General features: G+C 66.4%; 17 protein-coding genes. 11 read left to right on the plus strand and 6 right to left on the minus strand.

Going from position 1 to position 21,606, the window contains the following annotated elements; genetic code table 11:
- The first annotated feature begins 26 nt into the window (after positions 1 to 26).
- Complete coding sequence (locus tag JF290_RS03910) at positions 27 to 443, plus strand: hypothetical protein (RefSeq protein ID WP_199023437.1); 417 nt, start codon at positions 27 to 29, stop codon at positions 441 to 443.
- On the opposite strand, the gene JF290_RS03915 is transcribed toward JF290_RS03910, so the two are convergent.
- Positions 440 to 1,204 (minus strand): FkbM family methyltransferase, encoded by a 765-nt coding sequence (locus JF290_RS03915; protein WP_199023438.1) that lies wholly within the window; start codon positions 1,202 to 1,204, stop codon positions 440 to 442. The two genes, JF290_RS03910 and JF290_RS03915, sit on opposite strands and share 4 nt — an antisense overlap.
- Positions 1,205 to 1,309: 105 nt before the next feature.
- Between JF290_RS03915 and JF290_RS03920 the strand changes: the two genes are divergently transcribed.
- The 3 genes from JF290_RS03920 (at position 1,310) to rarD (ending at position 4,305) form a co-directional block, all read left to right on the plus strand.
- Positions 1,310 to 1,909 carry a superoxide dismutase gene (locus tag JF290_RS03920; RefSeq protein ID WP_199023439.1) on the plus strand — a complete coding sequence of 200 codons (600 nt, stop codon included), beginning with the start codon at positions 1,310 to 1,312 and terminating at the stop codon, positions 1,907 to 1,909.
- A 130-nt stretch (positions 1,910 to 2,039) separates the two neighbouring features.
- Entirely contained in the window at positions 2,040 to 3,320 is a 1,281-nt protein-coding gene (locus tag JF290_RS03925) for a tetratricopeptide repeat protein (protein WP_199023440.1), read from the plus strand.
- Positions 3,321 to 3,369: 49 nt separating this feature from the next.
- Complete coding sequence (gene rarD / locus JF290_RS03930; RefSeq protein ID WP_199023441.1) at positions 3,370 to 4,305, plus strand: EamA family transporter RarD; 936 nt, start codon at positions 3,370 to 3,372, stop codon at positions 4,303 to 4,305.
- Here the strand turns inward: rarD and JF290_RS03935 are convergent.
- Positions 4,227 to 4,778 (minus strand): LOG family protein, encoded by a 552-nt coding sequence (locus JF290_RS03935; protein ID WP_199023442.1) that lies wholly within the window; start codon positions 4,776 to 4,778, stop codon positions 4,227 to 4,229. The genes rarD and JF290_RS03935 overlap by 79 nt on opposite strands.
- Positions 4,779 to 4,860: 82 nt before the next feature.
- Here JF290_RS03935 and JF290_RS03940 point away from each other — a divergent pair, with 82 nt between their 5' ends.
- Positions 4,861 to 6,363, plus strand: a complete 1,503-nt coding sequence (locus tag JF290_RS03940) for a LysM peptidoglycan-binding domain-containing protein (protein WP_199023443.1) — start codon at positions 4,861 to 4,863, stop codon at positions 6,361 to 6,363.
- 78 nt (positions 6,364 to 6,441) lie between these two features.
- Positions 6,442 to 8,253 (plus strand): ABCB family ABC transporter ATP-binding protein/permease, encoded by a 1,812-nt coding sequence (locus JF290_RS03945; RefSeq protein ID WP_199023444.1) that lies wholly within the window; start codon positions 6,442 to 6,444, stop codon positions 8,251 to 8,253.
- A gap of 8 nt (positions 8,254 to 8,261) precedes the next feature.
- Here the strand turns inward: JF290_RS03945 and JF290_RS03950 are convergent, their stop codons facing one another.
- Positions 8,262 to 12,101 (minus strand): efflux RND transporter permease subunit, encoded by a 3,840-nt coding sequence (locus JF290_RS03950; RefSeq protein ID WP_199023445.1) that lies wholly within the window; start codon positions 12,099 to 12,101, stop codon positions 8,262 to 8,264.
- Positions 12,098 to 13,333 carry an efflux RND transporter periplasmic adaptor subunit gene (locus JF290_RS03955; protein WP_199023446.1) on the minus strand — a complete coding sequence of 412 codons (1,236 nt, stop codon included), beginning with the start codon at positions 13,331 to 13,333 and terminating at the stop codon, positions 12,098 to 12,100. The genes JF290_RS03950 and JF290_RS03955 overlap by 4 nt, the downstream gene beginning before the upstream one ends.
- Before the next feature lie 246 nt (positions 13,334 to 13,579).
- Between JF290_RS03955 and JF290_RS03960 the strand changes: the two genes are divergently transcribed.
- From JF290_RS03960 to JF290_RS03980, 5 genes are all read left to right on the plus strand, one after another.
- Positions 13,580 to 14,251: a tetratricopeptide repeat protein gene (locus JF290_RS03960; protein WP_199023447.1), complete on the plus strand. Its 672-nt coding sequence runs from the start codon at positions 13,580 to 13,582 to the stop codon at positions 14,249 to 14,251.
- Between the two features lie 31 nt (positions 14,252 to 14,282).
- Entirely contained in the window at positions 14,283 to 15,623 is a 1,341-nt protein-coding gene (locus JF290_RS03965; protein WP_199023448.1) for a PQQ-like beta-propeller repeat protein, read from the plus strand.
- 48 nt (positions 15,624 to 15,671) lie between these two features.
- Complete coding sequence (gene der / locus JF290_RS03970; RefSeq protein WP_199023449.1) at positions 15,672 to 17,150, plus strand: ribosome biogenesis GTPase Der; 1,479 nt, start codon at positions 15,672 to 15,674, stop codon at positions 17,148 to 17,150.
- 70 nt (positions 17,151 to 17,220) lie between these two features.
- Positions 17,221 to 18,360, plus strand: coding sequence for a DUF2235 domain-containing protein (locus JF290_RS03975; protein WP_199023450.1), 1,140 nt, complete (start codon positions 17,221 to 17,223; stop codon positions 18,358 to 18,360).
- 204 nt (positions 18,361 to 18,564) lie between these two features.
- A complete protein-coding gene (locus JF290_RS03980; protein ID WP_199023451.1) occupies positions 18,565 to 19,551 on the plus strand; it encodes a fatty acid desaturase in 987 nt (328 codons plus the stop codon).
- Here the strand turns inward: JF290_RS03980 and JF290_RS03985 are convergent.
- The gene (locus tag JF290_RS03985; RefSeq protein ID WP_233155125.1) at positions 19,548 to 20,255 is read right to left on the minus strand and encodes a hypothetical protein; all 708 of its coding nucleotides are present in this window, start codon (positions 20,253 to 20,255) and stop codon (positions 19,548 to 19,550) included. The two genes, JF290_RS03980 and JF290_RS03985, sit on opposite strands and share 4 nt — an antisense overlap.
- On the minus strand, positions 20,252 to 21,544 hold the full coding sequence (gene serS / locus JF290_RS03990) for a serine--tRNA ligase (protein ID WP_199023452.1): 1,293 nt from the start codon (positions 21,542 to 21,544) through the stop codon (positions 20,252 to 20,254). Before serS ends, JF290_RS03985 begins: the two co-directional genes overlap by 4 nt.
- Positions 21,545 to 21,606: the final 62 nt, after the last annotated feature.

Here is a 21,606-nt window from a genome sequence, read left to right on the forward strand (position 1 = left end):
GTCATTTGTTCGAGGAGATTGCCCCTATGCGACACGTTTTTGCCAGCCTCGCCATCGTCGTTTCGACTGCCGCGCAGGCCGAAACAAGTTTCTATTGCACCCTCACGGCAGAGTCCCGGTTCGGCTGGATTCCGGAAAATCTCGGAATGCGATATGACGAAACCACCAACACGGCGACGGTGTTTGACAACGCGATCAAGACCTATGTGGGCAAGCCGATCGCAGCCGATTTGAAGCGTCGCGATGCGAAGTCCCTGCAACTGGACTGGACGGTGGATGGCATCGAGTTGTCCAACGCCAACCGCAAGGTGTCCGCCGATTACAGCGTCAATTTCTGGCCGGACACCGGGCGCGTGACGATGCAGGTCTATCTCAAGGGATTTGACATGCTGCCGCCCAAGGGCAGCGGCACCTGCAAGCAGATGGCGTGGCGAGACCGCTAGGCCGAAAAGACGTAGCTTCGAAACCGTGTCTGCGCGTCATTTCCGCTGAAATCGGCCCGTGTCATCGTGCGCCCCGTCTCGTCCGTGCAGCGCGGATAGAAGCTCAGCGACTCGGCCAGCGCGTCCAGTTTCTCGGCGCGAAGCTCGGGATCCAGAAACGGACCATGGGTCGACAGCAGCAACGCGGGTTTCTGATGTTTCAGCCAATCCGTCATGGTCGGCAGCAGGTCGAACTCGGCGCCTTCCACGTCGATCTTGACCAGCGAAACACCCGACAAATCCACCGAGCGGGCGACATCGTCGAACCCGATGGTCAGAACGTCCGATCCGGCCGATCCGTCCGGATTCAGCAGGCTGGTGGTGCTGTCACCTCTTTCGCCCCGCATCCCGGCCATGCGCGCGATCCCGACGCCTTGCGACAAAGCGGCGGCGAAGGCGCTGACATTTTCCAACCCGTTCAACTCGATGTTCCAGGCCAGCGCGCGAAAGGCTTCGGGATCGGGTTCGAAACACCAGACACGGCGCGCCTTGCGCGCGCCGAACAGCACCGTCGGCCCGATCCATGCGCCGATGTCCAGATAGTCGTGATCGCGGTCCAGATGGGCGTCCAGAAGCGCCAGCGTTTCCGGCTCCCAGGCGCCGGCGCTGGCCTTGCGCCAGAACTTGCTGTGATAAGGATCGAGCAGAAACGGCTCGTCCCCAAGCCGCCCGGAATAGTGGCCGCGGGCGCGGTAGAACATTTTTCGCGCTCGGGTGAACATTTGACGCCTCCATGCGTTGGACTACTGTCCGCCCTTGACCTGCAGGCGGCCCCGCCGCATGTAACGAGGGAACCGAAACACTCAACTTTCAGACAGGGGGCCAAAATGGCTTTTGAACTTCCCGATCTTCCTTATGCACATGATGCGCTCGCGTCCAAGGGCATGTCCAAGGAAACGTTGGAATATCACCACGATCTGCACCACAAGGCCTATGTGGACAACGGCAACAAGGCGATTGCCGGCACCGAGTGGGACGGCAAGTCGCTGGAAGAGATCATCACCGGCACCTACAACCCCGACGCCGTGGCCCAAAGCGGCATCTTCAACAACATCAGCCAGTTGTGGAACCACAACCAGTTCTGGGAGATGATGGGACCGGGCCAGTCCGCCATGCCCGGCGAGCTCGAAAAGGCCTTGACCGAAAGCTTCGGCAACGTCGACAAGTTCAAGGAAGACTTCGCCGCCGCTGGCGCGGGCCAGTTCGGTTCGGGATGGGCTTGGCTCGTCAAGGACAAGGACGGCAGCCTGAAGGTCACCAAGACCGAAAACGGTGTGAACCCGCTCTGCTTCGGCCAGACCGCTCTGCTGGGCTGCGACGTGTGGGAGCATTCCTACTACATCGATTTCCGCAACAAGCGCCCGGCCTACCTGACCAATTTCCTGGACAACCTCGTGAACTGGGAAAACGTCGCCAGCCGCATGTAATCACAGCGCGTTACAGCGAAATTCGAAAGCCCGGTGCCGGTGCACCGGGCTTTTTCATGTCTCGCCTCCCTGCTGACAATCGCTGATGCCCGCGCTAGGCTGCACCGGCACAGCGGCGAGGGCCTGGCTCATGGCATTGACGGACAGCTACGGAAACGAAGTCACCACCACCTCGGCCGCGGCGCGTGACCACTATGACCTCGGGCTGCATCTCTTTCTGGGCGGTGAATTCGGCGCGACCGAAGCCTTCGCCCAGGCCATCGCGGCTGATCCCGACTTCGCACTGGCCCATGCGGCGCATGCGCGCGCGTCGATGATGGCCTCGGACATGGCGGCGGCCAAAGCCTCGATCGCCCGGGCGCAGGACCTGTCCGAATATCTTACCGTCCGCGAACGCCAGCACATCGATGCGTTGGCGTTGCTTCTGTCGGGGCAGGCGGCGCAGGCGCGGGCGGCGACGCTGGCCCATGTGCAGGACCACCCGCGGGATGCGCTCGCGGCGCAGCTATGTTCCAACGTCTTCGGGCTCATCGGCTTTTCCGGCGAAGTGGGGCGCGAGGCCGAGCTGCTGGCCTACACATCCGCCTTGCTGCCGCATTACGGCGAGGATTGGTGGATGATGTCGATGCACGCGCTGGCGCTGTGCGAGACCGGGAAGATCGACGCCTCGCAACAGCTGATGGAGCGCGCCTTGGCGATCAATCCGCGCAATGCGAACGGGGCGCATTTCAAGGCCCATGCGCATTACGAGGCGGGGCAGAGTGCTGCCGGTCGTGCCTATCTTGCGGCGTGGATGCAGGACTATGACCCGCGCGCGGTGTTGCATGGGCATCTGTCTTGGCATCAGGCGCTCTGGGCGCTCCACGCGGGGGACGAGGCGGAAATGTGGGCCGCCATCGACGCGGGGGTGGCCCCCACGGCGTCACAGGGCCTGCCGATCAACGTGCTGACCGATACCGCCGCGATCCTCTACCGCGCCGAATTGGCTGGCGTGTCTGTCGATCCGGCCCGCTGGGCGGCGCTCAGCGATTACGCGACGCGGGTCTTTCCGGAAACGGGGCAGAGCTTTGCCGACCTGCACGCAGCTCTCAGCCACGCGATGGCGGGGCAGGGCGACCGGCTGGCGCATATCGCCGAGACGGCACAGGGCTTCGCGGGCGATCTCGTGCGTCCGGTAGCGCGGGCCTGGGGCGCGATCGCGCGCGGCGACTGGGCCGAGGCGCTCCAAGACCTCGTCCCGGTCATGGCGGCGACCGAACGGTTGGGCGGCAGCCGGGCGCAGCGCGACCTTCTGGAACTGACCTATGCCAACGTGCTGCTGAAACTGGGCCAGACGGACGAGGCCCGGCGCAGTCTCGCCACCCGACGCCCGATGCTGGCCTCGGCCCCGCCGGTCGCGGCGCTGGCTTGACCGCCCGCGCCACCCGTGCAACGCCTGTGCGGAGCAGGAGAGGCGCGTGATGACGGAAACCCACAAGGGCATCCTTGCCATGATCGGCGCCGCGGTGATCTGGGGCCTGTCGCCGATCTACTACAAGTTCCTGTCACATGTGCCGCCGGTCGAGGTTCTGGCGCATCGCACCTTCTGGTCGCTGGTGTTCTTTGCCGGGCTCCTGGCGCTGCAGGGGCGGCTGCATGCCCTGCGTAGCGCGATGACCGGCACCAGACGCATCGGGCTGATCGCGCTGGCGGCGCTGATGGTGTCGGTCAACTGGTTCCTGTTCATCTACGCGACCCAGATCGACCGCAACACCGAAACCAGCCTCGGCTATTACATCTACCCGCTGGTCGCCGTGCTGCTGGGCCGGGTTCTGTTTGCCGAACGGCTGGGCCGCGCGCAGTGGGTCGCGGTCGCGCTGGCCGCGCTGGCGGTCACGATCCTGACGCTCGGACTCGGTGTCGTGCCGTGGATATCGCTGACCCTCGCGATCACCTTCGGCTTCTACGGTGTCCTCAAGAAGATGTTGCCGATCGGCCCGATGGTGTCGGTCACGGCCGAGGTGCTGCTGATCGCGCCGCTGTCGCTGGGGGTGCTGGTCTGGTTTGCCCTGCAGGGGCAGAGCGCCTTCGGTCAGTCGACGCGCGACACGGCCCTGCTGCTGGCCTCGGGGCCGATCACGGCGCTGCCGTTGATCCTGTTCAGCGCGGCGGCGCGGCGCGTCACCATGTCCACGGTAGGACTGCTGCAATACATCAACCCGACGCTGCAATTCCTCTGCGCCGTGGTGCTGTTTGGTGAAATCTTCACACCATGGCACCAGATCGCCTTTCCGCTGATCTGGGTGGCGCTGGCGATCTATTCGATCGCCTCGCTGCGTCAGGACAGGGCGTCGCGCAGGGCCGCCATGGCCGTGGTCGGGTCATCGGCCCAGGTCAGGAACCCGGCGAGCGACTGATCGGCGAACTCCTGGTCGATCACGTGGTCGATCAGGGCACGCAGGGGCTCCCAGAAGCCGCCCGTGTTGAGCACGATGATCGGCTTGTCGTGCAAACCCAGCTGCCGCCAGGTCAGCGCCTCGAACAGCTCGTCCAGAGAGCCTGCGCCGCCCGGCAACACCACCACCGCGTCGGCGTTCATGATCATCACCTTCTTGCGCTCGTGCATGGTCTCGGTGACGATGTAGCGGGTCAGGTCGGTCTTTCCGACTTCCCGGTCGACCAGGTGGCGCGGGATCACGCCGAACGTGTCTCCGTTCGCGCTCTGTGCCGCGCGCGCGACTTCGCCCATCAGCCCGATATCGCCGGCCCCATAGACCAGTCGCCAGCCTTGCCGCGCGATCTCCCATCCCATCGCGCGTGCGTCCTCGGTATAGGCGGGCATTGCCCCGGCGCGTGATCCGCAATACACACAGACGGATTTTTCGGTCATGAGCTGTCGCCTTTCGTTCTCTCAGGCCGGGTCAGCGGCGGGTATCGGTCCGTCATATCCCGATCGAAAGACCGGCTCAACCATGCGTCCCGGCCTTGGGGCGCGCTCGCGCGTGGGGGATGACATGGCGCAGCAGAACGACGGTAACGGCCCGCGCCGGAACGGCTGGGCGCTCGGCGTATCGGCGGGCGTTGTCACCGCTGCGGCGGCGCTTGTCCTGGCCGGTCTGCTGTTCCCGCCAACGCCGCCCGTGTCGCCGTCAGACCAGCGCGTCGCCATACCCGAGCCGGACGCGGGCGTCGTGTCACCCGACCCTGTCGACCCCGTGGCGCAGCTGCCCGAGCCCGGCACCGGCGAGACCGCTGCGGCCGTTGCCGCGCAGACCGGCGAACGCTCCGGGCAGAGCGACATGCAACGCCCCAGCTTCGACGTGGTCCGGGTCGAACCGGGCGGCGAAACGGTGATCGCGGGCACCGCCGCGCCGGGCAGCCGCGTGGTGATTCTGCTGGATGACCGCGAACACGCCGAGGTCGAGGCCGACGCGGACGGAAAGTTCGTGAACCTGATGACCCTGCCGCCCTTGAACGCCCCGAGCGTGGTGCGGCTGCTGTCGCGCGCCGATGGTCGCGAAGCGGTCTCGGTCGACCACATCATCCTTGCGCCTTCCGAGCCGTCGGACACCGCCATGGACCGCGTCGCAACCACGTCTGACCCCGAGCCGACGGTGACCCCCGAGGATGTGGCCAGCGCGCCGGTCGTGCCCCAGGCGACCGCCGAGGCCACGGTACCGGCAGCCACCGGGGAAGAAACAGCGGCCAAGCTCGACAGCCCGCAGCCGACCGTGGCCCCGACACCCCGGCACCCCGAAGGGTCGTCGGACCCCGTACCGATCGACATGACCGAAACGACGACGCCGGACACCCGGCCCGCAGCGGCACCGGCCCCGGCGGCACCGCAACCCGTCGTGGCGCCGACGGTCGCCGCACCGCAGCCGACCCCGCCGGCCGACACCGCGGGCGGCGCCACGCCCCCGGAAGCCGCGCCCAACCAGGTCGCGGTGCTGCGGGCCGGCCCGGACGGGGTCGAGGTGATCCAGCCCCCCACACCCGAACCGGCCGCCCGTATCGCGCTCGACACGATCAGCTATTCATCCGCTGGCGACGTGCTGCTCAGCGGGCGCGCGCGGGGCGAATCCGTGGTGCGCGTCTATCTCGACAACACCGCGATCGCGGATCTCGGAACCGATGAGGCGGGCCGATGGAGCGGCAACCTGACCGGCATCGATCCGGGCGTCTACACCCTGCGGCTCGATGAGCTCGACGACGCGGGCAAGGTGATCGGCAGGTTGGAAACGCCGTTCCAGCGCGAAGCTCCCGAAACGCTGGCCGTACCGGATCCCGACAGCCCAGCAGCCGCCCAACCGGTGCGCGCCGTGACCGTGCAGGCCGGCGATACGCTCTGGGCGATTTCGCAAGAGCGTTACGGCGACGGGTTTCTTTATGTGCGACTGTTTCAGGCCAACCGGGACAACATTCGCAACCCGGACCTGATCTATCCGGGCCAGGTGTTCACGGTGCCGGACTGATCCGCCCCCCCGACGGGCGGGCTCTGGCCATTCCGGGCAGCGCGCTCTAACTGTGTCCTCTGACGAGGAAACACCTGCATGACAGCGACCGACCAGCACACCGTGAACGAAGCACGCGCCTCGGGATTGCGCACGATCCGCCGCGTGGCGCCCTATCTCTGGCCGGAAGACCAGCCATGGGTGAAACGCCGGGTGGTGTTCGCCCTCGCGATGCTGGTGCTGGCCAAGCTGATCGCGGTCGTGACGCCAATCCTCTACAAGGGCGCGGTCGATGCGCTGGCCGAGGAGGGTGTTCCGATGCTGGCGCTCGGCGCGATCGGGCTGACAGTGGCTTATGGGATGGCGCGGTTGATGACCGTGGGGTTCCAGCAGCTGCGCGACGCGATCTTCGCCCCGGTCGGGCAGCGCGCCCTCCGGCGGCTGGCGCTGGAAACCTTCGGCCATATCCACCGCCTCTCGATGCGCTATCACATCACCCGCAAGACCGGCGGGCTGAGCCGCATCATCGAGCGCGGCGTCAAGGGCGTCGACTTCCTGCTGCGCTTTCTGCTCTTTTCGATTGGCCCGCTGATCCTCGAACTGCTGCTGGTGGGGATCATCCTGACCTGGATGTTCGACGCCTGGTACCTTGTGATCGTGGCCGTCACCATCGGGTTCTATGTCTGGTTCACCTTCAAGGTGACCGAATGGCGCGTGCAGCTGCGCCGCCAGATGAACGACCAGGACACGGACGCCAACCAGAAGGCCATCGACAGCCTGCTGAACTTCGAGACGGTCAAGTATTTCGGCGCCGAAAAGCGCGAGGCGGCGCGCTATGACGAGGCGATGAAGGGTTACGAGGCAGCCGCGCTCAAGACGGCCTACTCGCTCGCCTTCCTCAATTTCGGCCAGTCGCTCTTCATCACGGCGGGCCTGGTCGGCGTGATGGTTTTGGCCGCGCTTGGCGTGCAGTCGGGCGCGCTGACGGTGGGCGATTTCGTGATGGTCAATGCCTACATGATCCAGATCACCGTGCCGTTGAACTTCCTCGGCACGGTCTATCGCGAAATCCGTCAGGCGCTGGTCGACATGGGCGAGATGTTCGACCTGCTCGAACAGCCCGCCGAAATCACCGACAAACCCGGTGCGTCTGCGCTCAAGGTCTCGGGCGGCGAGATCGAACTGGATGATCTGCGCTTCGGCTATGACCCGAACCGCGAGATCCTCAAGGGCATCAGCCTCACCGTGCCGGCTGGCCAGACCGTCGCCATCGTCGGTGCCACCGGCTCGGGCAAGTCCACCATCGGGCGGCTGCTTTTCCGGTTTTACGACGTGACCGGCGGGGCACTCCGGATCGACGGTCAGGACGTGCGCGACGTGACCCAGGACAGCCTGCATGCGGCCATCGGCGTCGTGCCCCAGGACACGGTGCTGTTCAATGACTCGATCCGCTACAACATCGCCTATGGCCGCGACGGGGCCACCCAGGACGAGATCGAACAGGCCGCCCGCGACGCCCAGATCCACGATTTCATCGCCAGCCTGCCCGAGGGCTACGACACCGCCGTGGGCGAGCGCGGGCTGAAACTGTCAGGCGGCGAGAAACAGCGCGTCGGCATCGCGCGAACCCTGCTCAAGGATCCGCCGATCCTGCTGCTGGACGAGGCGACGAGCGCGCTCGACAGCGATACGGAACACGAGATTCAGGACGCGCTGGCGCGGGCGGGCGAGGGGCGCACTGTGATCACCATCGCGCATCGCTTGTCCACGATCTCCGATGCCGATCTGATCGTCGTGCTGCACGAGGGCGAGATCGTCGAACGCGGCACCCATGATGCGCTGCTGGCGCGCGGCGCGCGCTACGCCAACCTCTGGAACCGTCAGCAATCGGACGCGCAGGACGCCGCGTGATCCTGCGGTTATTCGGCCGCGCGCAACGGTGATTGCGGAGCGTCGGGGTCGCGTGCCGTCTCGTCCGGGTCGATGCCGTCATCCGGCTGCGGCCGTGAGGGTTCCGAAGGCGTTTCGGCATCGGGTGCGGGCACCGTCTCCCAGATGATCTCGTCGACCTCCACCCGGCGCGCCTCGCGCTCCAGCCGCATGTCGCGCGCGACCTGCGTGTCGCGTCCGCCGGTGACGCGCACGATCAGGTGCCCGATCCAGCTGGCATAGGTCGAGAACCACACCCGCAGCGCCAGCATCGATGGGGTCACGACCAGCGTCAGGACCGTCGCGATGCCCAGCCCGAACACCACCGCCGTCGCCAGCTGTTTCCACCACAGCGCAGTCGGACTGTCGATCGAATAGCCGCCCCCGATGAAATCGAGGCTGAGGCCGAACATCATCGGCGCAAGCCCCGCCATGGTCGTGATCGTGGTCAGAAGCACCGGGCGGATACGGTCCTCGGCGGTGCGCACGATGGCCTCCAGGCGCGGCATGTAGCGGGAATAATCCTGGTAGGTGTCGATCAGCACGATGTTGTTGTTCACCACGATCCCCGCCAGCGCGACGATGCCGGTGCCGGTCATGATGATCGAGAAAGGCTGGTTCATCACCATCATCCCGATCAGAACGCCGGTGGTCGAGAGAACGACCGCCAGCAGGACCAGGACCGAGTTGTAGAAGCTGTTGAACTGCGCCAGCAGGATGATGAACATCAAACCCAACGCGCCCATGAAGGCGTTCTGCAGGAAGGCGCCGGATTCCTCCTGCTCCTCCTGATCCCCGGTCCATTCCCAGGCGATGCTGCCGGGCAGGGGATTGGTCTGCAGCCATTCGGTGATCTGCGCGATGCGCTCGTTCGCGTTGACCGGCACCAGACGCGCGTCGCCGCGTTCGACCACGTTCAACAGCTGGTCTAGCGTTGCGCCGGGCTCCACATGGGTCACTTCCACCCGTTCGCCGGCCGTGGTCCGCACCGTCGCGCCGCTCGCTTCGACGTCGTCAGCCAGCGTGTGCACGATACCCAGCGTCCGGTCGCTGCCCGCTTCGCTCACCACGACCTTGGACAGGGCCGCGCCGACATCGGCCTTGACGTCGTAATAGCGTTCTTGGTCGACGCGGTTGATCTCGGCCAGCTTGCTGACCGGCTCGCGGGTGACAAAGTTGCTCAGCGGCACCAGACCATCGCTGGTGCGTACCTTCATTGAATCCAGCGTCGACAGAACCCGGTCTTCCTCGGGCAGGCGGACGCGAATTTCGATTTCCTCGTCGCTGCTGTCCACTCGCATCGTGTCGAGCAGAATGCCGCGCGTGACCAGTTGCACCATTCCGCCCACGGTGGCGACATCGGCGCCGAAACGGCCGGCCTTCTCGACGTCCACGTTGATCTGCCAGTCGATGCCGGGCAGGGGCAGCGTGTCCTCGACCTTGATCAGTCCCGGCATCGCGTCGAAATGCGCCCGCGCCAAGGTGGTCGCTTCGGTCAGGTCGTCCCAGTCGTCGCCTTTCAGGCGCAGATGGATCGGCTTGCCCTGTCCCGGCCCCTGTTCCAGCGCCAGGATCTCGGCCTCGAAGCCGGGCAGTTTGGCGAGTTCGGCGTTCAACTGGTCGATCACGAAATCGCCGTCATAGGCCGGCGCGGTAACCTCGCGTTCGAGCTTGCCGAAGAACCAGCTTTCCCGCGTGGTCGGACGGTCCTCCCACGGAATGATCTCGAACTGCACCTGGCCGACCGTGTCCTGCGGCTGGGTCGAGCCGGGGCCGGCGGTGTCCAGCCCGCCTTCGCCGGCGAAGGAGAAGACATTGATGACCGCCGGATGCTCTTGGATCACCTCTTCGACCTGGCGCACCATCTCGTCGGATTCCGACAGCGACAGGTTGCCGCGCGCGCGGACGTACACGGTGGCCTGTTCCGGCTCGCTCTCGACGAAGAATTCGACACCACGGGAATTGGCCGGGAACAGCACCGCCGCGACATAGAAGACGCCCGCGAAAACCGCCGCGATCGCAACCAGCGGCATGATCGGGTTGCCGGTGATGAACTTGATGACATGTCCGAACGGCGTGTGCGCATGGCCGGCCTGAACCCGCTTGGGCGCTCTCCGCAGGCTGGCGGCACCCAGCGTGATTGAGGCGGCGAAGGATCCGAACAGGAAGACCAGCGCGCCGAACAGGCTGCCGACCACCGCCGGCGTTTGCTGCGGCAGCAGGTAGGCCGGGTTCAGCACCTGCATCGCGCCGAGGAACATGGTGTAGAGCGCGACCGGCACCAGCGCGGCGCGCGCGATCCAGGGCAGGCGGGCGCGCAGCGTGTCCGACACGTTGCCGAACAGCCGGCTCATCCGCCCGGTGACGCCGCCCATGACCGGCAGGTAAACCAGCGCCACGATCAGGCTGGCCGACAGAACGAAGATCAACGTGACCGGCAGCATGCCCATGAACTCGCCCGGCACGCCGGGCCAGAACAGCATCGGCAGGAAGGCGCAGAGCGTCGTCGCGGTCGAACTCACGATCGGCCAGAACATCCGCTGCGCCGCCTCGACATAGGCGTGCATCGGGCCGGTGCCCTCCTTGATGCGCTTGTCGGCGTATTCCACCACCACGATGGCGCCGTCGACCAGCATCCCCACCGCGAGGATCAGACCGAACATCACGATGTTGGAAATCGTGACGCCCATGATTGCGAGGAACATGAAGCACAGCAGGAACGAGGTCGGGATCGCGAAGCCGACCAGCAACGCCGCGCGGCTGCCCAGAGCGCTGAGCACCACGATCATCACCAGCGCCACCGCGGTCAGCACTGACCCTTCGAGCTGGCTCACCATCGAGCCGACCACGCGGCTCTGGTCGTTGCTGGTGCCGACCAGCACGGCGGCCTGCAGTTCCTCGGGCCATTTCGCTTCGCTGGCCGCAAGCGTTTCCTTGACCAGCGCCACGGTGTCGATCAGGTTGAAACCCTTGCGCTTGACCACCTGCAAGGCGACGGTCGGCTCGCCATTGAAACGCGCCGTGCCGCGACGGTCCTCGAAGGTGAAATTGATCGTCGCCAGTTCGCCCAGCGTCACCACGCGGTCGCCGTTGGTCTTGACCGGCAGGTTGTAGACATCGCGGGGCTCGTCGAAGCTCGACGGGATCTTGACGCTGAACGTCCCCTGTTCCGTCTCGACCTCGCCGGCGGCGATCAGCTGGTTGTTGTTCTGCACCACGTTGATCAGTTCCAGCGCGGTGAGGTTGTAGGACTCAAGCCGCAGCGGGTCGATCACGACCTCCAGCATCTCTTCGCGGTTGCCGGCGATCCCGGCTTCCAGAACCGCGTCAAGACTTTCCAGATCGTCCTGCAACTCCTTGGCGATGCGGGCCATCGTGCGTTCGGGCACGTCGCCCGTCAGGTTGACGATGACGATGGGAAATTCCGAGAAGTTGATCTCGTTGATGGAATACTGTTCCGCACCATCCGGGAAATCGGCCTGTGCCTTGTTCATGGCGTCGCGCACGTCGGCCATGATCGCGGTCTTGTCCCAGCCGAAATCGAACTCCAGCGCCACGCCGGCGTAGTTTTCGGCGGCGGTGCTGGTCATGGTCTTCAGTCCGTCGAGATCGGCCAGCTCGGTCTCCATCGGCTTGACCAGAAGGCTCTCGCTGTCCTCGGCCGAAATGCCGGGGAACTGCACCGAAACGAACAGCGCGGGGATCTCGATGTCGGGCTCGCCTTCCTTGGGCAGGCTGACATAGGCAAAGCCGCCGATGATCAGCGACAGCGCGATGAAGGCCAGGACCATGCGGGCCCGCTCGGCGGCCCAAGTGACGATACCCGTCATTGCGCCGCCTCCCGATAGGTGGGTATGACGGTCACGCCCCTGGTCACGAAATCCTGACCGACGACGATCACGTCGGCCTCGGGCTCCAACCCTCCGACCCAGACGCCGCTGACATCATCGCGCAACAGTTGCACCGGCCTGAAATCGACCACGTTGTCGGGGCCGACGATGCGCACGCCCAGCCGCCCGTCGTTGTTCAGCGTCAGCGCCGATTGTGGCAGCCGATGCGCGGTGGTGCCTTCGGCCGAGATCATGATCGAGGCCGTCTGCCCGTCGCGGATCGTCAGATCCGGATTCGGGACGTGGATCTCGACTTCGAAGGTCCGGGTCTGCATGTCGGCCGAGCGGCTGATGAAGGTCACTTCACCTTGCACCGTCTGCCCATCCGCCAGGTTGGCCCGCGCCATGGCGCCGATCTCGACCCGGCTGACCTCGGTTTCCGGCACGTAGCCGACCAGCTTGATCGGGTCGAGCTGGATCACCGTGGCGCAGAGGCTTCCGGGCTGCATCAGGCTGCCCAGTTCCGCGGTGTCGCTCTCCAGCAGCCCGTCAAAGGGCGCATGAATGCTCAACCGCTCGATCTCGCGTTCCGCCGCGGCAACGGCAGCCGCCGCCCCCTCGATCCCCGATCGGGCGGTTTCGAGTCCGGATTCGGCCGATGCGATCCCCGCTTCGGCGGAGCGTACGGCCGCTTCGGTCGAGGCCAGCCGCGTTTCACTGGCAAAGCCGCCCTGTGACAGCTTGTCGGCGGCGTTGTTGTTGATCTTCGCTTCCGCCAGTCGGGCGCGGGCCTCTTCCAGCCGCGCTTCGCTTTCGGGCACGCGGCTCTTGGCTTCGCTCAGCCGCGCCCGCGCCTCGGCGAGGGTCGCCTCGCGCGTTCCGGGATCGAGCTTGCACAGCAGGTCGCCCTTCTCGACGAAACTGCCCTTGCGCAACGGGTCCGAGATCACCCGTGCGGAGGTTTCCGAGCGCACCTCGACCTGGCGCAGCGCGGCGGTCTGGCCGCGCAGAATCACCGCGCTGTCGATCTCCTGCGCCGTGCTGCGCAACACGACCACCCTGATCGCCGGGGCAGCTTCATCGGCCAGGCCGCCTGCGGTCTGCACGTCCTCGGTCGCGGCCTCCGCGGTTTCGTCACCGCGCGCGAACGCGAAAAGGGTGTCGCGTTCGAACACCAGCGCGTACAGGGTGAGCGTGACCAGAACAGCGGTCAACAGGGGAACAATTCGCATGATGCGCCTTTCCAAGGATCCCGATGCCGGGCCACGACCTGGGGCGGACGGGCCGGAATGCAGGCGTATGTATGCAGTCAATACGCTAAACTAACCGGTTCAGATTAGTTTTTTTTGCAGTGCAGCGCAAGCCGACGCGAATTTGCAACGCCTGCGCCACTTGGCTTGTCGGGGCTTGCGCGATAAGAGGGGGAAATTCGGCCGTCCGGACCCGGTTCGGGGACGGCCAGACCGGGGGCAGATCAGATGAGCGACACCGACAGTTTTATCGACGAAGTGACGGAAGAGGTACGCCGCGACCGCCTGTTCCTGCTGTTCAAGCGCTACGCCTGGATCGCCGCCGCGCTGATCATCCTGATCGTCGGCGGGGCGGCCTGGAACGAGTACCGCAAGGCACAGGCCCGCGCCGAGGCCGAGCAACTGGGCGATTCCATCATCGCGGCGCTCGCGGCCAACGACGCGGCGGCACGGGCCAACGCCCTGACGGACATCGAGGTCGACAGCCCCGGCGGCGCGGCCATCGTGAACTTCCTGACCGCGGCCACCAGCGCCGAAAGCGGCCAGACCGAGGACGCGGTCGCCGCGTTGAACGAGATCGCCACCACCGGCGAGCTGCCCGAGATCTATCGCCAGATCGCCACCTTCAAGGCGCTGACGCTGCAGGCCGAGACGCTGCCCGCCGCCGACCGCCGGGTCCAGTTCGAGGCGCTGGCCCAGCCGGGCGCGCCTCTGCGCCTGCTGGCGCAGGAGCAACTGGCCCTGATCGACATCTCCGAGGGCGACACCGATGCCGCGCTCGACAAGCTTCAGGCCATACTCCAGGACGCCGAAGTCGGCCCGGGCTTGCAACAGCGTGCCACACGGGTGATTGTGGCGCTCGGCGGAACGCCCCAGCCGCAGCCCGGATCGCAGGGCTAGGCGCGGACTCCGAGGAACGACAGGCAGGACCATGATGAGGACAGCGTTTCACTCCTCCCGCAAGGGGCTGGCCCTGTTGACGGCCGCCGCGCTGGCGCTCGCCGGCTGCGCCGAGCCGGAACTGATCCTGCCCGGCCAGCGCGAAGACATCCGTCCGACACCCGAGGACGCCGTCCCCACCGCCGAAACGGTGACCAACAGCAGCCGCGCGATCAGCCTGCCCGGGCAGAGCGCCAATGCCAGCTGGCCGCAATCCTTCGGCACCCCGGCCTATCGCACCGCGCATCCGGCCCTGCGCGCCACGCCGCAGCGTGTCTGGTCGACGTCGATCGGCGCGGGTGACAGCCGCCGGCAACGTATCACCGCGTCGCCCGTCGTCGCCGGTGGCCTGATCTACACGCTCGACAGCGGCGCGCGCGTCAGCGCCGTCACCCCCGCCGGTGCGGTGGTCTGGAGCCGCGACCTGACTCCGCCAGCGGACAGCGAGAAAGACGCCACGGGCGGCGGACTCGCCTATGACAACGGCGTGCTCTATGTCTCCAGCGGCTTCGGCCTGCTCAGCGCGCTGGATGCGCGCAGTGGCGCCGTGCGGTGGACACAGGAGCTGGACTCGACCGGCAGCGGCACGCCGCTCGTCAATGGCGGGCTGGTCTATCTCGTCGCCGGTGACAATGTCGGCTGGGCCCTTCGCACCGACAACGGCCGCATCGCCTGGCAGATCGAAGCCACGCCCAGCATCGCCAACGTGCTCGGCGCCCCGTCGCCGATCATCGCCGGGGATCTGGCGGTTTTCGCGTTCGGATCGGGCGACATCATCGCCACCTTCCGCAAGGGCGGCCTCAGACGCTGGAGCGCCACCGTCGCAGGCCAGCGCGTCGGCCGCGCCATCTCGCGCATCGGCGACGTGACCGGTGGCCCGGTCGCCTCCGGCAACCGCATCTACGCCGGCAACCATTCCGGCCGGATCGTCGCGCTCGACGCGGCCAGCGGCGAACGGATCTGGACCGCCAAGGAAGGCGCGATGGGCCCGGTCTGGCCCGCGGGCGACAGCATCTTCTCGGTGACCGACCGCAACCAGCTGGTGCGCATCGACACCCGGACCGGCGGCGTGATCTGGGCCGTGGACCTGCCGAATTTCATCAAGGACAAGCCCCGCAAGCGCGGTGCGTCCTATGCCAATTATGGCCCGATCCTCGCCGGTGGCCGCGTCATCGTTGCCTCAAGCGACGGACAGATGCGCTTCTTCGCCCCGGAAAACGGCGCGCTTGCCGCCAGCATTCCGGTGCCCGGCGGCGCCAGCAGCCTGCCCGTGGTGGCCGGGCGCACGCTCTACGTGCTGGGCGGCGACGGCGAACTGCACGCTTTCCGTTGACGCGCGGATGCGCTAAGGGGCGCATCTGACAGATCGAAAGCTGACCCCATGTCCTTCACGCTCGCCATCGTGGGCCGCCCCAACGTGGGCAAATCCACCCTGTTCAACCGGCTCGTCGGCAAACGCCTGGCGCTGGTCGACGACACCCCCGGCGTCACCCGCGACCTGCGCGAGGGTGCTGCGCGGCTGGGCGATCTGCGCTTCACCGTGATCGACACCGCAGGGCTCGAAGAGGCCACCGATGACAGCCTTCAGGGAAGGATGCGCCGCCTCACGGAACGCGCCGTGGACATGGCCGATATCTGCCTCTTCATGATCGATGCGCGCACCGGCGTCACCCCGACAGACCAGACCTTTGCCGAGATCCTGCGCAAGCGCAGCGCCCATGTGATCCTTGCCGCGAACAAGGCCGAAGGGTCCGCCGCCGACGCCGGGGTGATCGAGGCCTACGCGCTTGGCCTCGGCGAGCCGATCCGCATGTCGGCGGAACACAACGAGGGGCTGAACGACCTTTACACGCAACTGATGCCGCTGGCCGACGAATTCGCGGACCGTGCCGAGTCGGACGCGCCCGAAACCGATGTGGATGTCGACCTCGACGAGGACGAGGCCGAAACCGACGCCGTTCCGGTCCCGACCCGCGACAAGCCGCTTCAGGTCGCCGTGGTCGGCCGCCCCAACGCCGGCAAATCCACCCTGATCAACCGCATCCTCGGCGAAGACCGGCTGCTGACCGGCCCCGAGGCCGGCATCACCCGCGACGCGATTTCGCTCACCACCGACTGGGTCGGACCTGACGGTGATGCGGTGCCGATGCGGATCTTCGACACCGCCGGCATGCGCCGCAAGGCCAAGGTGCAGGAAAAGCTCGAGAAACTCTCGGTCAGCGACGGCCTGCGCGCGGTCAAGTTCGCCGAGGTCGTGGTGGTTCTGCTCGATGCGGCGATTCCCTTCGAACAGCAGGATCTGCGCATCGCCGATCTGGCCGAACGCGAAGGCCGCGCGGTGGTGGTCGCGGTCAACAAATGGGACATCGAAGAGGACAAGCAGGCCAAGCTGCGCGACCTGCGCGAAAGCTTCGAACGGCTCCTGCCGCAATTGCGCGGTGCGCCGCTGGTCACCGTCAGCGCCAAGACGGGCAGGGGGCTTGACCGGCTGCACGGCGCGATCATGCGCGCTCACGCGGTCTGGAACCGCCGCGTGCCCACGGCGGCGCTGAACCGCTGGCTGTCGGGCATGCTGGAACAGCACCCGCCGCCGGCGCCACAGGGCAAGCGGATCAAGCTGCGCTACATGACCCAGGCCAAGACCCGTCCGCCGGGTTTTGTCGTGATGTGCAGCCACCCCGACAAGATGCCAGCCAGCTATTCGCGCTACCTCGTGAACGGCCTGCGCGAGGATTTCGACATGCCCGGCACCCCGATCCGCCTGCACCTGCGCAGCCAGAACGATGCCAACCCCTACAAGGGGCGCAAGAAATCCGGTCCCTCCAAGCTGCGCAAGCACACGCAGGGGCGGCGGGACTGACGCGCTCTGCGGATTGTCGGGACTCCTGCGCCATGCTATCCTGCGGGCATTTCAGGAAGGTCTTTCAATCATGAAGCGCATCGCGATCTTTTGCGACGGGACGTGGAATTCTCCCACGATTCCCCAACCCACCCATGTGCGTCACCTGGCCGAGGCCGTCGACCAGGGCCCCGACCAGTTGGCGCTCTACCTGCCCGGTATCGGCACCACCTTGCAGAACGCGGGCTTTTTCGGCGGGATGCTCAACAAGATCGGGGGCGGCGCCTTCGGTTGGGGGCTGAACGAGAAGATCAAGGCGGCCTACGCGGCGCTTGCCCGCGCCTATGCGCCGGGGGACGAGATCATGATCTTCGGCTTCTCGCGCGGCGCCTACACCGCGCGTTCGCTTGCGGGCATGATCCGCAAATGCGGCTTCCCCAACGTTCTGACCCCGCAGGCGATGAACGCGGCTTTCCGCCTCTACCGCCTCGGCGGTCCCGAGAACGCTCCCGACACGCCGCACATCATGGCGCAGCGCGCGGCGTTGTCGCCGCGCTTCGCGACCTCGCAGAAGGACCTCGACAGCCGCGACGGCCCGGCGGACCTGGTCAAGATCACCTACATGGGCATCTGGGACACCGTCGGTGCGTTGGGATTGCCGGTGGCGCTGTTCGGGCCTGTGGCGCAGCTTTGGAATCACCGGCACGCCTTTCATGATACCGAACTGTCGAGCCTGGTGCAGAGCGCCCGCCACGCGGTCGCGATCGACGAGATGCGCGCGATGTACGAAGTCACGCCCTGGAGCAATCTCGACGCCACCCGCGATGCCTCGGGCAAGGTGATCGGTCCGGGGCTGAACCGGGGCGACACGTCGCCCGACCGGCCCTACCAACAGGTCTGGTTCGCGGGCGATCATTCCATGGTCGGGGGCACCGGCCGCGTGCGCGGGCTGACCGCCATCACGCTGGCCTGGATCGCGGAAGGCGCCCAGAAGGCCGGGCTGCGTCTGCGCGAGGACCGGCCGCTGCTGGACGCCGCGCCCGATCCGCTCTGCCCCGGGGCCGAACAGCACGATCGCGACGCGATCCGCTCACTCGCCCCGGACCTGCTGCGCCGCCGTCCGCTGCTCTATGCCGAGGCGGACATCTCGCCGACGGTTCGCGAACGGATCCGCGGCGTGCCGTCCTATCGCCCCGAGAACCTGCGCACGCATCTGCCCGATCTGTTCTGACGGTCGCTTCTGCCGGCCCTCGTGGCTGCTCTGCCTCTCTGCGGGTCGAAACAGCCTCGCCAAAGGCCTCGTGACGGCGCAGTGCCGCGCAATGACGCACGGTTGTGCGGCGACAGTTGAAATCCGCCGTGTTATTTGTCAGTGACTTGGGCATATCACGGCTTATCTCAGGGCATATCCTGACTCCACCGACGAGGCATAGCGATGAACGTGCGGGATCATACGCGACAATTCTGCGACAAGGACAACAGGCTGGCCAGCCTGAGCTTTTTCGGCACCTTCGCGGTGTATTTCACCTCGCTCTGGCTCGCGATTTCGCTGTCCCAACCGTGGCTGGTCCTGCCTGCGATGATCGTGCACGCGTTCTCGGCGGTGCGGCTCTACGTGTTGCAGCATGACACCGGCCACCATTCCCTGTTCGAGACCCGCACCCAGAACGAACTGGCCGGTCATGCGCTGTCGCCCTTCACCTTCGCTCCTTTCGAGGTGATGAAGCAGAACCACAACCTGCACCATGCCGGCGTCGGCAACCTGGATCATCGCGAAACCGGCGAGATCCACACCATGACCCTGCGCGAATGGAACGAGGCGGGGGTCTGGACGCGCCTGCAATACAGGCTTTACCGTAATCCTTTCATTCTGGTGCCTCTTGGCGCGTTCTTCACCTATTTCATCCGCTACCGCTGGCCCAAGAACACGCTGCGGTTCGGCTGGAAAGGGGTGGTGCTGCACAATATCGCGGTGCTGGCCTGGGTCGGGTTGATCTTTGGTCTGGCCGGATGGCACGGGCTGCTGATCTATTTCGCGGCCTCGATGATGGGCGGCATGCTCGGTGTCTTCCTTGTCTACCTGCAGCACAATTTCGAAGACACCTACTGGGACCGCCGCCCCGATCTCGACCCGCAACTGGCCGCGATCCAGGGCGCCTCCTGTCTCGATTTCGGCGCCTGGTTCGATCATGCGGTGGCCTGCATCACGCTGCACGACATCCACCACCTGAATTCACGGGTTCCGTCCTACCGCCTGCGCGCCTGCCACTACAGCCTGCCCGAGGACATCGCGCCGCGCCGCATCAAGTTCCCCGAGGCAGTGGCGGCGCTCAGCCTCAAGCTCTGGGACGAGGATGCGGGCCGGCTGGTGCCGTTCCCGAAGGCGTCCGCAACGCGGGCGCAGGCCGAAGCGACCGGCTAGCGCCGTGCCAGCGCGGCGATCGCGATGATCGCCGCCGCCGCTCCGGCCAGCACCAGCACGGTCAGCGACTGCGTCAGGTTCGCCACCACCACGGCCACCAGTGCCCAAACCAGCGCAACCGCGTATTCGGCGATATCAGGCACCCGGCGCAGCACGAACAGCCCGATCCCCAGCGCGATGAGCAGCGCGATCACCGCCGCAGGCACCTGTCCGCTCAGCCCGTAGCCCGCCAGCACCAGCCCGATCGACACCGAACTGGCCGCGGTCAGCCACCCGGCATAGAGCGCGACCGGCGCGCGCCCCCACCAGCGGTCCAGCACCGGGGCGGCGCGCAGCGCCATCAGCGCGGCGACCAGCATCGCCCAGATCAGCACCGTCGCGCCCAGCGGGCTGATCAGCGCCACCGGCAGCCAGGCGGCGCCCAGACCCATCGACAGGGCCAGCGGACCGCGCATCGGCTGCCAGTCGACAGCGTCCGCGCGCAAAAACAGCCCGAACAGCGCCCCGGCCAGCAACCAGGCATAGATCACGCCCCAGATCGCAAAGGCATAGCCCGCCGGCTGCACGGGGGGATCGTCCTGCGGCACCGGGAACTGGTTTGGCTCGAACCCGCCGAAACCGGGCACCAGAAACGGCGATGCGACGAAGGCCAGCGCCGCGAGCAGAACCACCACCGCCATGAACGGAGAAGGATGGCCCCTCATGACAGCACGCCGTCTGATGTCAGGGTCAACTTGCCGCCCAGGTAGGGGGCCAGCACCTCGGGCAGGGTGACCGACCCATCCGCCTGCTGGCCGTTCTCCAGCACCGCGATCAGGCAGCGCCCCACGGCGAGTCCCGACCCGTTCAGCGTGTGCACGAATTCGGGCTTGCCACCGCCGTCCGGACGGAAGCGCGCGTTCATCCGCCGGGCCTGGAAATCGCCCGTCGTGCTGACCGAGGAAATTTCGCGATAGGCGTTCTGCCCCGGCAGCCAGGCCTCGATGTCATAGGTGCGCCGCGCCCCGAAGCCCATGTCGCCGGTGCAGAGGATCACCGTGCGATAGGGCACGCCCAGCCGCTCCAGCAGGTCCTCGGCACAGCGCAGCATCCGCTTCTGTTCCGCGTCGCTCTCGCCGGGGTGGGTGATGCTGACCATCTCGACCTTCTCGAACTGATGCTGGCGCAACATGCCCGAGGTGTCCTTGCCGGCACTTCCCGCCTCGCTGCGGAAACACAGCGTATGCGCGGTCAGGCGGATCGGCAGGTCGGCGGCGTCGAGGATCTCGCCCGCCACCGAATAGGTCAGCGGCACTTCCGAGGTTGGCACCAGCCACCAGTCATTGGTGGTCTGATAACTGTCCTCGCCGAATTTCGGCAGCTTGTCGGTGCCATACATCGCCTCGTCACGCACCAGCACCGGCGGGTTGACCTCGACCAGCCCGTTCTCGTCCACGTGGGTGTCGATCATGAACTGCGCCAGCGCCCGGTGGATGCGCGCGACCGCCCCTTTCAGCACCACGAAGCGGCTGCCGCTGATCTTGGCTCCCATCTCGAAATCCATCGCGCTGGCGACACCGGCGATCTCGAAATGCTCTTTCGGGCTGAACTCGAAATCGCGCGGCGTGCCCCAGCGGTTGACCTCGACATTGTCGTTCTCGTCCGCCCCGTCGGGCACGTTCTCCGCCGGCGCATTGGCGATCCGCGCCAGCATGTCGATCAGCTTCGCGTCCAGATCCTTGGCCTCCGCCTGCATCGCGGCGACCTCGGCCTTCTTCTCGGACACGAGCGTGCGCAGACGTTCGAATTCCGCGTCATCGCCCTTGGCCTTGGCCGCGCCGACGGCCTTGCTGGCCTTGTTCTGCTCGGCCTGCGCCGCCTCGCTGGCGGCGATCCGTTCCCGGCGCGCGGCATCCAGCGCCAGCACCTGTGCGGCCATCGGCGCATCGCCCCGCCGCGCCAGTGCCGCGTCGAATGCGTCCGGGTTGTCACGAATGGCGCGAATGTCATGCATGGGGATCGTCCTTGATATCCGAGTCGGTTTGGCGCGTTATGCCTCATGTGCAACCGCAAGGG

Source organism: Sedimentitalea arenosa (assembly GCF_016428585.1).
Taxonomy (GTDB): domain Bacteria; phylum Pseudomonadota; class Alphaproteobacteria; order Rhodobacterales; family Rhodobacteraceae; genus Sedimentitalea; species Sedimentitalea arenosa.